This is a genomic window from Microbacterium sp. Soil_N32, from assembly GCF_057655505.1.
In genome coordinates, this window is sequence record NZ_JBDGME010000019.1 from 282372 (window position 1) to 296536 (window position 14165).

18 protein-coding genes and 1 tRNA gene are annotated in these 14165 nt (G+C 71.4%); 16 read left to right on the forward strand and 3 right to left on the reverse strand.

From position 1 onward, the window contains the following. The first annotated feature begins 39 nt into the window (after positions 1–39). Positions 40–112, forward strand: a tRNA-Val gene (locus tag AC3A3J_RS09425). Here AC3A3J_RS09425 and AC3A3J_RS09430 read toward each other — a convergent pair. From AC3A3J_RS09430 to AC3A3J_RS09440, 3 genes are read right to left on the reverse strand one after another with little or no spacing between them, the layout of a single operon-like run. Beyond that, complete coding sequence (locus AC3A3J_RS09430; RefSeq protein WP_487673092.1) at positions 72–410, reverse strand: DUF6510 family protein; 339 nt, start codon at positions 408–410, stop codon at positions 72–74. The two genes, AC3A3J_RS09425 and AC3A3J_RS09430, sit on opposite strands and share 41 nt — an antisense overlap. Continuing rightward, positions 410–1135, reverse strand: coding sequence for an FAD-binding oxidoreductase (locus tag AC3A3J_RS09435; RefSeq protein WP_487672030.1), 726 nt, complete (start codon positions 1133–1135; stop codon positions 410–412). Before AC3A3J_RS09435 ends, AC3A3J_RS09430 begins: the two co-directional genes overlap by 1 nt. After that, a complete protein-coding gene (locus tag AC3A3J_RS09440) occupies positions 1132–1725 on the reverse strand; it encodes a molybdopterin-dependent oxidoreductase (protein WP_487672031.1) in 594 nt (197 codons plus the stop codon). The genes AC3A3J_RS09435 and AC3A3J_RS09440 overlap by 4 nt, the downstream gene beginning before the upstream one ends. A gap of 133 nt (positions 1726–1858) precedes the next feature. Here AC3A3J_RS09440 and AC3A3J_RS09445 point away from each other — a divergent pair, with 133 nt between their 5' ends. The 15 genes from AC3A3J_RS09445 (at position 1859) to AC3A3J_RS09515 (ending at position 14158) form a co-directional block, all read left to right on the forward strand. After that, the gene (locus tag AC3A3J_RS09445) at positions 1859–2782 is read left to right on the forward strand and encodes a sigma-70 family RNA polymerase sigma factor (protein WP_487672032.1); all 924 of its coding nucleotides are present in this window, start codon (positions 1859–1861) and stop codon (positions 2780–2782) included. A gap of 107 nt (positions 2783–2889) precedes the next feature. Next, positions 2890–3753, forward strand: a complete 864-nt coding sequence (locus AC3A3J_RS09450; RefSeq protein WP_487672033.1) for a flagellin N-terminal helical domain-containing protein — start codon at positions 2890–2892, stop codon at positions 3751–3753. Between the two features lie 110 nt (positions 3754–3863). After that, entirely contained in the window at positions 3864–5228 is a 1365-nt protein-coding gene (gene fliD, locus AC3A3J_RS09455) for a flagellar filament capping protein FliD (protein ID WP_487672034.1), read from the forward strand. 30 nt (positions 5229–5258) lie between these two features. Beyond that, positions 5259–5672, forward strand: coding sequence for a flagellar export chaperone FliS (gene fliS / locus AC3A3J_RS09460; RefSeq protein ID WP_487672035.1), 414 nt, complete (start codon positions 5259–5261; stop codon positions 5670–5672). Between the two features lie 5 nt (positions 5673–5677). Further along, positions 5678–5953: a hypothetical protein gene (locus AC3A3J_RS09465; RefSeq protein WP_487672036.1), complete on the forward strand. Its 276-nt coding sequence runs from the start codon at positions 5678–5680 to the stop codon at positions 5951–5953. 109 nt (positions 5954–6062) lie between these two features. Then, a complete protein-coding gene (gene flgB, locus AC3A3J_RS09470) occupies positions 6063–6407 on the forward strand; it encodes a flagellar basal body rod protein FlgB (protein ID WP_487672037.1) in 345 nt (114 codons plus the stop codon). Further along, a complete protein-coding gene (flgC, locus tag AC3A3J_RS09475) occupies positions 6404–6796 on the forward strand; it encodes a flagellar basal body rod protein FlgC (protein ID WP_487672038.1) in 393 nt (130 codons plus the stop codon). Before flgB ends, flgC begins: the two co-directional genes overlap by 4 nt. Further along, on the forward strand, positions 6796–7113 hold the full coding sequence (fliE, locus tag AC3A3J_RS09480; protein ID WP_487672039.1) for a flagellar hook-basal body complex protein FliE: 318 nt from the start codon (positions 6796–6798) through the stop codon (positions 7111–7113). Before flgC ends, fliE begins: the two co-directional genes overlap by 1 nt. 3 nt (positions 7114–7116) lie before the next feature. Further along, positions 7117–8760 (forward strand): flagellar basal-body MS-ring/collar protein FliF, encoded by a 1644-nt coding sequence (gene fliF, locus AC3A3J_RS09485; RefSeq protein ID WP_487672040.1) that lies wholly within the window; start codon positions 7117–7119, stop codon positions 8758–8760. Next, a complete protein-coding gene (gene fliG, locus AC3A3J_RS09490) occupies positions 8757–9842 on the forward strand; it encodes a flagellar motor switch protein FliG (protein WP_487672041.1) in 1086 nt (361 codons plus the stop codon). Before fliF ends, fliG begins: the two co-directional genes overlap by 4 nt. Next, positions 9839–10474, forward strand: a complete 636-nt coding sequence (locus AC3A3J_RS09495) for a FliH/SctL family protein (protein WP_487672042.1) — start codon at positions 9839–9841, stop codon at positions 10472–10474. Before fliG ends, AC3A3J_RS09495 begins: the two co-directional genes overlap by 4 nt. Next, complete coding sequence (locus AC3A3J_RS09500) at positions 10471–11799, forward strand: FliI/YscN family ATPase (RefSeq protein ID WP_487672043.1); 1329 nt, start codon at positions 10471–10473, stop codon at positions 11797–11799. Before AC3A3J_RS09495 ends, AC3A3J_RS09500 begins: the two co-directional genes overlap by 4 nt. Further along, on the forward strand, positions 11796–12218 hold the full coding sequence (locus AC3A3J_RS09505; protein ID WP_487672044.1) for a flagellar FliJ family protein: 423 nt from the start codon (positions 11796–11798) through the stop codon (positions 12216–12218). The genes AC3A3J_RS09500 and AC3A3J_RS09505 overlap by 4 nt, the downstream gene beginning before the upstream one ends. After that, a complete protein-coding gene (locus AC3A3J_RS09510; RefSeq protein ID WP_487672045.1) occupies positions 12215–13690 on the forward strand; it encodes a flagellar hook-length control protein FliK in 1476 nt (491 codons plus the stop codon). The genes AC3A3J_RS09505 and AC3A3J_RS09510 overlap by 4 nt, the downstream gene beginning before the upstream one ends. Positions 13691–13702: 12 nt before the next feature. Beyond that, positions 13703–14158: a flagellar hook capping FlgD N-terminal domain-containing protein gene (locus tag AC3A3J_RS09515; RefSeq protein ID WP_487672046.1), complete on the forward strand. Its 456-nt coding sequence runs from the start codon at positions 13703–13705 to the stop codon at positions 14156–14158. Positions 14159–14165 lie beyond the last annotated feature (7 nt).

Genomic DNA, 14165 nt, shown 5'->3' on the forward strand with positions numbered 1-14165 from the left:
GGGGGGCGCGGCCCGCATGCCCATAGACTGGAGGCACCAGGGCCTTTAGCTCAGCTGGTAGAGCGCCACGTTTACACCGTGGATGTCGTCGGTTCGATCCCGGCAGGGCCCACTTCCGGAGCATCCGCGGCATCCACCGCCCAGTCGAGGCGGGTGAGCGCGCCCAGCGAGAGCGTCGCCCGTCCGCCAGTGACGAGGTGGGTCATCAGCGTGTGGCCGCATCCGCGACAGAGCAGGATGACGCACGCGTCGTCGATCTCGGCGACCGCGTCGGCGAGCTCCGCCACACGGTCGCACCGCCCGCAGGTGGCATGCGCGGTCGTCATGTCGGTACCGAAGAGGGCGAGCAGGCGTCCACCGGCGACGTTGCCGTCGACCCGCTCGACGCGACCGGGGTGATGAGCATCCATCAGGTGCCTCCGAAACGCTCGGTGCGGACGCGCTCGGGCGGATGCCCGGCGCTCACGAGGAGGTCTGCGACGGCCTCGACGAACGGGGTCGGGCCGCAGACGTAGACGGTCGGATGCGCGGACGGCGGCAGGGTCGCCGCGGCGATGGTCGCCTCGTCGACGCGCCCGACGGGACGCTCCGACGACGGAGGAGCCGACCGGGTGTAGGCCCAGTCGATGGCGAACGTGTCGTTCACCAGTTCCTGCAGTTCGTCGGCGTAGAAGGCGTCGGCGGGGGACCGCACCGAATACAGCAGCCGCATCGCGGGAGCGTCGCGCGATTCGGCATGCGCCCGGGCGATCGCGAGGAGGGGCACGATGCCCGAGCCGCCGGCGATCAGCTGGACGGGACCCGGATGCGTGGGCGTCCAGACGAAGTAACCCCCGATCGGCCCGCGGACCTCGAGCTCATCGCCGGGCCGCACGTCTTCCACGAGGTACGGGGAGACCTCACCGTTGGCCACCTCGTCGACGGCCAGCTCGATGACGGCGCCGGGCACCGCGGAGGCGAGCGAGTAGGAGCGCACCGCCTGGTACCCGTCCTCGGCCGTGAGGCGCACGTCGACGTGCTGGCCGGCGAGGTTCCCCGTCCAGCCGTCCACCCGCAGCTGCAGCACTCGACCATGGCTGCCCGCCGGGCGCACAGCCACGACCTCGGCGCGGCGCCACGATGAGGCGCCGGTCACCAATACCGCTCCTCTTTCCACGGATCGCCGTGCATGTTGTAGCCGTTCTGCTCCCAGAATCCCGGCGCGTCATGCGTGCGCAGGTTCAGGCCGTGCACCCACTTCGCCGACTTCCAGAAGTACAGGTGAGGGATCAGCAGCCGGGCGGGTCCGCCGTGCGCGGGCGCCAGCGGCTCGCCGTCGAACTCGGTGGCGATCCACGCTCGGCCCGCCGCCAGGTCGGTGCGGGCGACGTTGGTGGTGTACCCGCCGTAGGAGAACACCTCGGCGTAGGCGGCGTCGTCGTCGACCTGCTCGAGCAGGTGCGACACCGCGACGCCCCGCCATCGCGTGTCGAGCTTCGACCAGCGGGTGACGCAGTGGATGTCGGTGGTGACGGTCTCGACCGGGAGTGCGTGCAGCTCGTCCCACGACCACGTGTATCGCAGCCCGTCGCGCGCGACGATCACGAATTCCCACGAGTCCGTCGGGATCCTCGGAGTCGGCCCGGCGGAGAGGACGGGGAAGTCCTGGGTCAGGTACTGGCCGGGCGGGAGCCGGTCATCGGACTCCCGGCGACGTGCGCCGAACCCGCGGGAGATCACACTCATGCGCGCCTGCCTTTCGTTCGTGAGGTCATTCAACCGGATGGCGGCGTCCCCGCGCCATGGCATCCGTCCGGGCGGCGGGCGGTGAGCCGCAGCGAGGGAAACCGACACGCACCGTTTACATAAGAATTTGCTTGTGTACGAGTGTAACCTGCTAGCTTCACACGTAAATCAGTTGATAACTCAAGGAGACACGTTGCCGCGGGAATCTGCCTTCTCTGCTGTCTCTGGTTCCCGTGCATCCTCCCCGGCGGAGGCCGAACGGCTCGCGCGCGACAACATGCCTCTCGCGACCTTCCTCGCTCTCGAGAAGGCCCGAACCGCGCAACACGTCGACATCGACGACCTGCTCTCGGCCGCGCGCTGGGGGCTGGCCAGGGCCGCGCTGACGTACGAGCCCGAACGCGGCATCCCGTTCGGCGCGTTCGCCCGCTCGCAGATCACCTGGGCGATGCTGTCGGACATGCGCCGCGCGGACCCCGCGGGCGAACGCGCTCGCGACAAGATCGAACTCATCCGCACCGCCGCCGACGCCGTGCGCACTCGGACCGGACGCGATGCGACGCCCGCCGAGCTCTCCCGGGAGTCGGGCCTCGACGCATCGGTCGTCGCCGAGATGCTGCAGATCGACGACATGGTGCGCACCGCGACCAGCTTCGAGGAGCACTTCGACCCGGCCTCGGGCCGACAGGCGACCGACCTCACCGACAGCGTCATCCTGCCCGAGCACGCCGCGGAGCAGACCGAGACGCGCGGCATGCTCGTGCGCATCCTCGACGCGCTGCCCGAGGCGACCCGCCGGGTGATCCGCGGCATCTACCTCGATGACCGCATGGTGAAGGACATCGCCGAGGAGATGGGTGTGAGCCACGCCTACGTCTCGAAGCTGCGCTCGCGCGGCCTCGCCCTCATGCGCGAGGCGATGGAGGCCTGGGAGAGCGGCGAGGCGGGCGATCGCTCGAACGCCGCACGCGCCGACTTCTTCGCCGCGGTTCTCGGCCCCGTGCCGACCGCGGCCCCGAAGGCGCCCCGCGCGCAGCCCGAACTCGCTCCTCTCTGAACCTCGTCGCACCGCGGGTTACGCGGCGGCCCACCCGTCGCGAATGTGGGGTGTGCGGGTCCACGGACGGACCCGCTTCGAAATCCCATCAACCACGGAGGATGAACATGGGTCTTCAGATCGCCACCAACGTCAGTGCGCTCAACGCGTACCGCAACCTGTCGGCAAACCAGAACGACGTCTCGAAGTCGCTCGAGAAGCTCTCGAGCGGCCTGCGCATCAACCGCGCAGCCGACGACGCCGCCGGCCTCGCCATCTCTGAGGGCCTGCGTTCGCAGGTCAACGGCCTGAACGTCGCAGCCCGCAACGCGCAGGACGGCATCTCGGTCATCCAGACCGCAGAAGGCCAGCTCACCGAGGTCCACTCCATCCTGCAGCGCGTGCGCGACCTCGCGGTGCAGGCCGGTAACGACTCGAACAACCCGGACTCGCGCAAGGCGATCACCACCGAGGTGACGCAGCTCGTGGACGAGCTCGACCGCATCGCCGAGAGCGCCAACTTCAACGGCATCCAGCTGCTCGACGGCACGGCCGGCGCGGCAGGCAACGGTGTGCTGAGCTTCCAGGTCGGCGCCGACGGCTCCGCCTCGAGCCAGATCACCGTGAACCTGGGCAGCGCGGACATCGCCACGCTGGCGTCGGACCTGCGTGAAGACATCCTCACCACGGCGGACGGCTTCGCGAACCCGACCGTCGCCGCGGCGACGATCGACACGGTCGACGCGGCCATCAAGAGCGTCTCGTCGGCCCGCGCCGACCTCGGTGCGGTGCAGAACCGCTTCGAGTCGACGATCAACTCCCTGCAGGTCTCGGCCGAGAACCTGTCGGCGGCGAAGAGCCGTATCGCGGACACCGACATGGCGTCCGAGATGGTGAAGTACACCGCTGCGAACATCCTGCAGCAGGCCGGCACCGCCATGCTCGCGCAGGCGAACCAGTCGGGCCAGGGCGTCCTGCAGCTGCTCCGTTGAGCCGCTGCGCCTGAGGCGCACGGGGCGCTCGGGCGGGGACACCTCCGCCCGAGCGCCCTCCTATAGCCAGCCCCACCCGCACCGCCCCACCCCACGGAGAGCACCCGAGCATGAAACTCGACGGACTCGTATCGGGCCTGAAGACCGATGAGCTCATCACCGCGCTCATGGATGTCGCTGCGATCCCGAAGAAGCTGATCACCAACAAGATCACCGATCGCACCACGATCATCCAGAATCTCCAGTCGCTCAACACCTCGCTGCAGGCGCTCGTGGAGAAGGCGAAGACCGCCGCAGGCGCGACCTCGCTCGCTGCTTTTACGGCATCCTCGTCGTCGGAGAACGTTACGGTCGCGGCCGGGGCCACGGCGAACGCCTTCTCGACCTCGGTCGTGGTCGACGCCGTCGCCACCGCGCACTCGGTCGTGACCGCGGCGGCCGGATCGTCGGCCTGGGGCGGTACCTTCACCCTCGTCGGCGCGGACGGCGATCCGGTCGAGATCACCCCGACCGGCACGGGCCCGCAGGACCTGGCGAAGGCCATCAACGGGGCCAAGGCCGACGTGATGGCCACCGTCGTGCCCGCCGGAACCGCCGCAGACGGCACGCCGCTCTCGCGTATCCAGATCACCGCCGTCGAGACGGGGGAGGAGCACCGCTTCGCGCTGCACCGCGGGACCGCGGCCGACGTCGCCGCCGGAGGGTCTGTCGACGTGGCCGCCGAGGACGGCGCAGCGATCCTCACCGCGGGCGCGGATGCGCGGGTGCGCCTCTTCGCCGGCACCGCCGCCGAGCAGACGCTGCGCAGCGCGAGCAACACGCTGAGCGTGGCGGCGGGGGTCGACATCACCGTCCGCGCGGCGAGCGCCGACCCCGTCGTCGTGACGGTGGCCCTCGACCCGAAGGCGCAGACCGCCAAGGCCGAAGCCTTCGTGAAGGAGATCGCCGCTCTGCTCACCCGTATCGACAATGGCTCCAAGGCCACCGTCGGCGGCGTGGGCGAGACCACGACGCTCGGGGTCTTCACGGGAGACAGCACGGTTCGCAACCTCCGCGGCGCGATCGCGAAGGCCATGCAGCATCCCGTCGACGGCGTGTCGCCCTCGACGATCGGCATCTCGACCGACAGGAACGGCGTGCTGTCGTTCGACGCCGAGAAGTTCGCGGCCGCCCTGGCCGACGACCCCGACGCGGTCCAAGCCGTGTTCTCGGGCGTCGCCGCCCGCGTGCAGGACGTGACCGGACAGTACTCCGACAAATACGACGGCATGCTGACGCAGCGCATCACCGGACAGCAGGACGAGGTCAAGAGCCTCAAGACGCAGTCCGAGCGCTGGGACGTGCGCCTCGAACAGCGCCGGGCCACTCTCGAGCGCACCTACTCGCAGCTCGAGGTGCAGTTGTCGAACCTGCAGGCGCAGTCGACCTGGCTCACCTCCCAGCTCGCCGGGCTCACGCCCTCGAAAGACTCCTGACCCGTTCCCCCCGTCTACTAGGAGAGCCGCATGCCCCTCACCTCCCTGGAGCGCGCCAAGCAGCAGTACCTCGAGCAGCAGGTCGCCTCCGCCTCGCCCGAACGACTGCTGACGATGCTCTACGACCGCCTGCTGGTCGACATCGATCGCGCTGCCGCCGCGCAGCAGGCGTCCGACTGGTCGGCCGCCGCCCCTCACCTCACGCACGCGCAGAGCATCGTCGCCGAACTCAGCGCCTCGCTGACCGATGTCTGGGACGGTGCCGACGACCTCCGCGCGCTCTACACGTACCTGACGGGACGGCTCATCATCGCCAATGTGTCGCGCGACGCCGCCGCGACGGCCGAGAGCCGGGCGCTCGTCGCGCCCCTGCGCGACGCGTGGCACCAGGCGGCCGCGCTCACCGGCGACGCGCCCGCGATCGCCAGCACCGCGACGGCCTGAGTCGGGTGGCGGACAATCTCGCGGCCTGGCTCGCGGTGCTCGACCGCTTCGAGCGTGCCCTCGACGCGGCCGACGCGCCGGACGAGACCTTCGACCCGCCTGCCGGCCCCGTGCCGGACGAGCTGCGGGAACGGGCCGAGGCGGTGCTCGCGCGGCAGCAGCTGATGATCAACGGATTGCTCGCTTCTCGCGCGGGCGTCGCCCGCGAGCTCGCCGCCCTCCGGCGCGTGCCGGGACACCCCGGCGGAGACGCTCCGGTCTATCTCGACGTCGAGGGCTGAACCGACGGGTTACGCCGATCCCGCCGCGTCGCGATAGTAGGGGCCGAGCACGGATCGCTCGACGCTGGGCCACGGATCGGCCTCTCCCCTCAACGTCCGGAGTACCCCCGTGCTCGAATCCGTCACCTCCACCGCGCTGCTCAGCGCTCTCGACGGGCTGGCCCTGCGTCAGCGCGCGATCGCCGAGAACATCGCGAACGTCAACACCCCCGACTACCACGCGAAGCGCGTGACCTTCGAGGACGAGTTGCGCGCCGCCGTCGCCCACGGCTCCGGTGCGGTCTCGCCGACCGTCGAGCGCTCGCTGGAGCCCACGCGCCTCAACGGCAACAACGTCAACCTCGACACCGAGACGCTGTCGAACTTCGACACGGTGCTGCGCTTCCAGTTCGCCAGCCAGGCGATCGGCGGTCAGGCGGCATCGATCACCAAGGCGATCGGACAGGCGTCATGACCTTCGACGCGATCGGCATCGCCGGCACCGGCTTGACCGCGCACCGCAAGTGGCTCGACGCGCTGAGCGACAACATCGCCAACGTCAACACGGCCACGCCCGCCGGGCAGGAGCCGTTCCGCGAGCGCCTCGTCGAGGTGCAGGCGGGCACGCAGAGCCCCGGTGTCTACGTCGCCGGCGTCGTCGAGTCGGAGGCCGCGGCGAAGCTCGTCTACGACCCCGAGCATCCGTACGCGAACGAGGACGGCTACGTGCAGTATCCGAACGTCGACCTCGGCGATCAGATGAGCATGCTCATCCTCGCGCAGCGCGGGTACGAGGCGAGCGCCGCCGTCGTCGATCGTGCGAAGTCGACGTACGAGGCCGCACTGCAGATCGGACGCGGCTGATGAGTACCCCGATCGACGGCGTCGTCTCGACACCGGTGTCCCCGCTGTCGGCACTGAGCTTCGAACAGGGCGCGGACCCCGCGGGTTCCGCGTCGGCGGGGGCCTTCGCGACGTCGCTGTCCGGCGCGGTCGAGAACCTCCAGCAGCTGCAGTCGACTTCGAACGAGCTCGCGGTGCAGGCCGTCACGGGCGACCTGCAGGACATCCACCAGGCGATGATCGCGTCGACGCGGGCCTCGGTCACGCTCGACCTCATCGTGGCGGTGCGCGACCGCAGCGTGTCGGCGTTCAACGAGATCATGCGGATGCAGGCCTAACCGATGCCCAAGATGCTCTCCACGTCGTTCGACCGCGTCAAGCAGGTCGTCTCGGGCTTCTCGATCGCTCAGCGCACGATCGCCCTGATCGGGATCGCGCTGCTCGTCATGGGCGCGATCGCCCTCGGGTCGTGGCTCACGCGCCCGCAGATGAGTCCGCTGTTCACGGGGCTCAGCGCCGGCGACGCCTCGGCGGTCGTCGAGCAGCTCAAGTCGGCCGGTGTGCCCTACGAGCTGGCCGAGGGAGGGGCGACGGTCCTGGTACCGGACGACCAGGTGTACCCCCAGCGGCTGGCCGCGGCGTCGGCGGGACTGCCCGGCGACACGAGCGAGGGGTACACGCTCCTCGACCAGATGGGCGTCACGGCGAGCGAGTTCCAGCAGTCGGTCACATACAAGCGTGCGATCGAAGGCGAACTCGCCGGAACGATCGGGGCGATGGACGGCATCACCACCGCGTCGGTGCAGCTCGCGATCCCCGAGGAGAGCGTGTTCGTGTCGGAGCGTCAGAGCCCCACCGCCTCGGTGTTCATCAAGACCCGCAACGGCTCGGAGCTCGGAGACGAGAAGATCGAGGCCATCGTGCACCTCACCAGCGCCGCGGTGCCGGGGATGACGCCGGAGGACGTGGCCGTGACCGACCAGAACGGCCGGGTGCTCTCGGCCGTCGGAGCGGGCGTCACCGGCAATTCCTCGACCCAGGCCACCGAGCACGAGGCGAAGGTCGCGGCGAGCGTCAGCCGGATGCTCGACACGATCGTCGGTCCGGGGAACGCCACGGTGTCGGTCTCGGCGGATGTCGCCTCGTCGACGTCGGAGCGCATGGACGAGACGTATTCGGCGCCGGAGGGCGACGCGCTGAGCGCCTCCGAGCAGACGAAGACCGAGACCTACACGGGTGGCCAGGGGAACGGCACGGGCGTGCTCGGACCCGACAACATCGCGGTGCCGAACGGCGGCGACGGGGACGGGTCGTACGAGTTCGAAGAGACGTCGCGCAGCAACGCGGTGAACAAGACCACCGAGAAGACCATCACTCCGGCCGGCGAGGTGACGCGGCAGACCGTGAGCATCGCGCTCAACCGCGGGGCGGTGAGCGGGGTGACGGCCGCGCAGGTCGAGGCGCTCGTGGCATCGGCCGCCGGCATCGACGTCGAGCGCGGCGACGAGATCGCGGTCGAGTTCGTGGAGTTCAGCGAGTCGGCGGCTGCCACGGCGCAGACGGCGCTGCAGGCCGCGGAAGAGGAGCGCGCGGCGCAGACGCAGCAGGAGATCATCCGCGCCGCGATCATCGGCGGGTCGGTGCTGCTCGCGGTCATCGTGCTCGTGGTGTTCCTCGCGCTGCGCCGACGCATGAAGCGCCGGGTGCTGTACACCGACGACGGTCCGATCGAGTACCTCGCGACCCTCTCGGAGGACGAGGAGCAGAAGCTGAAGTCGCTCAAGGGCCTCGCCGACCCGATGGCGGTCGCCGCGGCGGCGCCGACGAAGGTGCTTCCGACGGCGGTGCTCGACCTCGACGACGAGCCGGAGCCGCACGCGGTGCTGGTCGAGCGTCGGCGTCGCGAGATCGACGACCTCGCGACGCGCGAGCCGCAGGCCACCGCGAACGCGCTCGCCAGTCTGATGGACGAGGCCCGGGTATGAGTCTGCTCGGAGGGCTCGTCGATGAGCAGGACGACACGGTCGAGATCTCGACCGCTCCGGTCGGCGCGACGGGCGAGACCGGGCCGGAGATGAGCGGTCTGCGCAAGGCCGCGATCGTGCTGATGAACATGGACCGTGCGGCGAGCGCCGAGGTGCTCCGCCATCTGGGGGAGGAGCGTGCGGAACTGCTCGCCGCCGAGCTCACCCAGCTGGGCGGGGTGGACATCGCGGCGACCGCACGCGCCCTCGCCGAGTTCCGACGCATCGCGCAGGGCGGCTCGGTCCCCTCGCGCGGGGGACAGGACCTGGCGACCGGTCTGCTCGAGACCGCCTTCGGGCGGGAGAAGGCCGTCGGCATGGTGGGGCGCGTGATGTCGCAGGGAACGGTGTCGTTCGACTTCCTCAACGCCGCCGATCCGGCGCAGCTCGCCGCCGTGCTCGAGGGAGAGCTGCCGACCACGGTCGCCGTGGTGCTCGCCAACCTGCGGGCCGATCGCGCCGCCGCCGTGCTCGCGGCGCTGCAGGACCCGCTGCGTACCGACGTCGCGCAGGCCATCGCCACGATGGGCACCGCGACGCAGGAGGCGATCTCGATCGTGGCCGACTCGCTGCGGGCGCGCACCGGGGTCTTTGCGATGCGCGACAACCACGAAACCATCGGCGGTGTCCAGCCGCTCGTCGAGATCATCAACCGCTCGGACACCGCGCTCGAGAAGTCGCTGCTGGCGAGCCTGGAGGGTCGTGACCTCGCACTGGTCGAGGACATCCGCAGCCGCATGGTCACGTTCGCCGACATCGCGCGCCTCGAGGACCGCGACACGCAGCGCGTGCTGCGGGGGATCGATCTGCGGATGCTCGCGCTCGCGCTCAAGGGCGCGGACGAGCAGATCCTCGACAAAGTGCGATCGAACATGACCGAACGCAATCAGGAGAACCTCGCGGAGGAGACCCGCGTGCTCGGGCCCGTGCGCATGCGCCAGGTCGATGAGGCGCGCGCGGAGGTGGTGCGCATCATCCGGGAGCTGGAGGCCGCCGAGGAGATCACGATCTCGCGCGAGGACGAGGACGAGCTGATCGAATGAGCCTCGAGCCCGCCTTCCTGCCCCTCGTGGCGCCCCGCATCGGGGAGCCGCGCGCCGACGTGCGCGCGGAGACCGAGCGGGCGAGGGTCCGCGGGTACGCGGACGGGTATGCCGAGGGACGGCGTGTCGCCCGCGAGGAGGCGCATCTCGCCTCGATCGCCGCCGAGCAGCAGGCCCGGCGCGATCGCGAGGAATTCGCCGCGGGGGCCGGTCGCGCCCTCGAGGCCCTTCGCGCGGCACGCATGTCGGTCGACGCGCGCGCCGCCGCCCTCGAAGGCATGGCGGTCGCACGCATGGAGGAACTCGCGCTCGAACTTGCGGCCCTGATCGTGGGCGTCGAACTCTCCGACCCGGCGCGCTCCGCCGCGCACGCCCTGCGCCGGGCCACTGCACAGGCGCCGACCGCGGAGTGGGTGCGGATCGCGCTGGACGAGCGCGATCTCGCGGTGCTGCGCGAGGACGCGACGTCGGCCGCTCTGCTCGACGGCATCGCCGTGGAGCCATCGGCTGCCGTCGGCCCGGGCGGGGCGATGGTCGAGCTGACGCACGGCTCTGTCGACACACGGGTCGACGCGGCTTTCGCGCGCGCGGCAGCGGTGCTCCGCGGCGAGGACGACGAGGGGGGCGCATGAGCGACGCGACGCCGACGTGGACCCGGGTGCGCGAGGCCGTGCGGCCGGAGCGGTCCGGCGTCGTGACCGGCGTGCGTGGTCTGAGCGTCGAAGTGCGGGGCATCGACGCGGCGGTCGGAGACCGGGTGCGCATCGACACCCCCCGCGGCGCTGCGGTCGATGCCGAGGTCGTGGCGGTCGACGGCGTATCGGCCCGGTGCATGCCGCTCGCCCCTCCGACCGGCATCACGTCCCGTGCGCGGGTGCGCCACTCGGGAGTCCCCTTGCGAATCCCCGCGGGACGCGGTCTGCTCGGTCGCGTGCTCGACGGGCTCGGGCGTCCCATCGACGGAAAGGGACCGCTTCCGGCGGATGTTCCCCGGGTCTCGCTCGACCACGCGACCCCGAGCATCATGCACCGCCAGCGCATCGACCGGCAGCTGCCGCTCGGCGTTCGGGTGCTCGACACGATGACGCCCGTGGGCTCTGGGCAGCGTCTCGGGCTGTTCGCCGGATCCGGTGTCGGCAAGTCGTCGCTGATGTCGATGATCGCGCGCGGTACGAGTGCCGACGTCACGGTGATCGCCCTCGTGGGCGAGCGCGGGCGCGAGGTGCGGGAGTTCCTCGAGGACGACCTCGGCCCCGACGGGCTCGCGCGGTCGGTCGTGGTCGTCGCGACCTCGGATCAACCCGCGATGGCGCGCCTGCGGTCGGCCTTCGTCGCCACGCGCATCGCTGAGGCGTTCCGCGACGAGGGGATGCACGCGGTGCTCATGATGGACTCGCTGACCCGCGTTGCGATGGCCCAGCGCGAGATCGGTCTGAGCGCAGGCGAACCGCCGGCGACCCGGGGCTACCCGCCGTCGACCTTCTCGGTGCTCGCGGGCCTGCTCGAGCGCGCCGGGGCGGGGGAGACGGGCTCGATCACCGGGCTCTACACGGTGCTCGTCGACGGCGACGACCACAACGAGCCGATCGCCGATGCCGCCCGCGGCATTCTCGACGGGCATGTCGTGCTCGACCGGGCACTCGCCATCCGTGGTCATTTTCCGGCGGTCGACGTGCTCGGGTCGGTGTCGCGCGTGGTCTCGAAGATCACCAACCCGACGCAGCGCGCGGATGCCGTCGCGCTGCGCAGCGTGCTGGCCGCGCGGCGTGCGGCGAGCGACCTGATCGACATCGGGGCGTATCGCGCGGGTGCCAACCCGCTGGTCGACGCGGCCCTGGCGCAGGAAGCGGCGATCGCCGGATTCCTCACCCAGCCGATGGACGAACCGGCCGCGACGGCGGAATCTTGGCGGCGTCTCGCCGCTCTGGCCCACGACCTCGGAGGAGCAGCAGCATGACCTTCCCCCTGGCAGGACTCCTGCGGGTGCGCGGTGCGCAGGAGCGCATGGCCGCCGAGGAGCTGTCGCGCGCCGGTGCCGCGCGGGCGGCGGCGGAGGCCGCGGAACAGGATGCGGTGACCGGTCTCGCCCAGATCGGCGACCGGATCGACGATGCGGCGACCCTGCTCGCGATGGCCGCAGCGCGGGCCTCCGGCCGGAGCGCTCTCGCGGATCTGCAGACGCTTACGGCACTGCGACGCGCCGAGGAGATCGAGGCGCGGGCCGCGCACGTCGAGGCGCGACGCGAGCTGAAGGGCCTCGAACGACTGGAAGACGCGCATCGCACGGAGACCGCGGCCGTGGAGCAGCGGAACGAGCAGATGACGCTGGACGAGATCGCCGTGGTGCGCAGCCACGGCGACGGGAGTGCGGCATGAGCGCGGCGCCGCCTGCGTCCACCGCCCCCGGCGCGGTGCTGCTCGGCGCCATGGGCGGGCGAGGCGGCGCACCCGCGTCCGCCGCAGCGCGCGACCGTGCCGCGGCTTTCGACGCAGCGCTCACGACCGCCGATCGGATGCTCGGGTCTGACAGCACCGGCGCCGGCGACGCGAGGGGTGCCGACGAAGAGGGCACCACGATCGCAGGCTGCGGCGATGCATCGGAGGCCGTCGTCTCGACGCCCGCCGACGCGGTCCCAGCGCTCACCGACACGCGACCGGGGGAGGAGCGAGCGAAGCCCTCCGCGATCTCCTCGCCACCCGCGGCCGTGGCGAGCATCCTCGCGGTCCCGATCGAGGCCTCGACAGTCGTGGTTACGGATGCGGTGTCGACGACCGCATCCGGGGGGACATCGGCAGGCGGGAAGGCGGCGGCTGCGGGCGCGGCGAGCGCGACGGCGGCGGGCCGGACGATGGCGGAGGGGACGCCGGCGGATGGGACGCTGGAGAGTGATGCCGAGACGCCGGCGCTGCTGCTCGCGGCGCAGGAGGACGCAGCGGCAGGGTCCGCGGCTGCTGCCCCGCGCACCGGGACGGATGCCACCCACGGGTCACCCTCCGTCGCGGGCGGATCCGTCGCGATGCCTGCCAGCGGCGAGCCGACTGCTGCTCCTGCCTCCTCCGCATCCGGTGCGGCGCCCATGAGCGCGGCGTCCCGGCAGGACCTCCGCACCGTCTCGCTTCCCACGGCGCCCGGCGTCGTTGGCGGCGCGGGGGACGACGCAGCGCCCGCGCCGTCCGCGCCGTCGGCGAACGTCGAGGTGCCGGCCGAGGTCGCACCGGGGTTCTCGCCCCGATCGGAGTTCCCCGCCCGCGCTGCCGCAGAGCCCGGGGGCGCGTCGGTCCCTGCTGCCCCCACCGCGTCCGCGACATCCGCGGCACCCGTGTTGCCGCCGGGCATCCCGTCGACGGCATCCGTCTCGGCTCCGGCCGCGCCGAACGCGACCACGACCGCACCGCAGCCTCTGGCCGCGCAGATCGCACCCGCGGTGCTGCACCTCGCGCAACGACCGGCCGGAAGCCACCAGCTCACCATGACGATCGAGCCCGAGAGTCTCGGTCCCGTCACCGTACGCGCACACATCTCGGCCGACGGAGAGGTGCAGGTGCACCTCCTCGGCGCCACCGATGCCGGACGCGAGGCGCTCCGCACCCTCCTCGGAGACCTGCGGCGCGACCTCGCCGCGATCTCGCCCCACGCGAGCGTCGCCCTGGGCGCGGGGGCGGACGCCGGCGGAGGCGCCGAGCGCGGGCCGTCAGGCAACACCGAGCAGGCACCGCGCGATCACGACCGCGGCCGCGGAGCCCCCCGTTCCGACACCGGTACCGAGAGCGGGGCGTCCCTGCCCGCAGGCCTCGAATCCACCCCCTCCCGCCCCACCGCCGGTGCGGGCCTCGACATCTTCGCCTGAGAGGACACCCGCATGACCGTCGACGCCGTGAGCGCCCCGACCTCGATCCACACCGGCAGCACGACCGACCCGGCGAGCCGCAAGCAGACCCTCGACGGCGAGGTGTTCCTGCGCCTGCTCGTGACGCAGCTCACCCACCAGGACCCGTCCAATCCCATGGACACCAACGAGATGATCGCGCAGACCACCCAGCTGGCGATGATGGAGAAGCTGACCGTCCTCGCCGACAACGGCACCGAGGCGTTCGCCCTCCACATGCGCCAGGCCGCGACCGCGCTGATCGGTCAGGAGGCGCGCTACGAGGACGCCGACGGCAAGACGGTGACGGGCATCGTCACGAAGGTCTCGTTCGACGGCCCCGTGCCGCAGGTGACGATCGGCGGCAAGGACATCGCCCTCGACGCCATCACCGGCATCTCCACCGCACCCACGACCACCCCCGCCGCGGACGCGTCCGCCGCCGCCTGACCTCCCC